The organism is Vibrio sp. 378, assembly GCF_033339435.1.
Map to the genome: position 1 here is coordinate 1 of NZ_JAWOUO010000992.1, position 555 is coordinate 555.

1 protein-coding gene and 1 pseudogene are annotated in these 555 nt (G+C 46.7%); both read right to left on the reverse strand.

Annotated features, from left to right (window positions below; translation table 11 throughout):
* Positions 1-363 (reverse strand): annotated as a pseudogene (locus R7Q48_RS29975) (heme lyase NrfEFG subunit NrfE); the annotation flags it as partial.
* 9 nt (positions 364-372) lie between these two features.
* The coding region (gene nrfD, locus R7Q48_RS29980) for an NrfD/PsrC family molybdoenzyme membrane anchor subunit (protein WP_318134043.1) at positions 373-555 on the reverse strand (183 nt) is incomplete at its 5' end.

A 555-nucleotide genomic window follows, 5' to 3' on the forward strand; every position in this document is an offset into this window, starting at 1 on the left:
GGTGTAGCATTGGTTAATCGGAGAACTAAGAGCAATGTATGATGCCCATAAACTGAGCGTCACGACCCAAAACAGCATGGAGCCTTGGTGCCCACCCCATGCCGCTGCAACCTTGTAAGCGGTTGGCAATTGGCTGTTGGAATGAGTGACCACATATTCAAGAGCAAAATTGTCTTGGATAAAACAGACAATCAGCAGTAATAGACAAACAACAGAGGCCAAACTGATGAGATGTGAGGTCGCAAGTTGGTGTTCTAACATAATGGGCTTAGCCGCTGCACGGCGATACCAATGCAATACAGCGGAACAACTCGCCCCCATTGCGACAAAAATCAGTAAGAAGAACCCTAGTTCAGCCTCCATTGTTCCTCCTTAGACAACGGTCATTTGACCCGCATAGAGTATGAACGTACGCAGCATCAACACGCCGACCAAACTCAATGTTGTCACGACAAAGACGTAACTACCTTTATGGCGAACTTCAGAAGGCATTAACCAGTTCAATATTAGCGGCATCAACATACCAATCAACACAACACCAACCCAGAACCACTG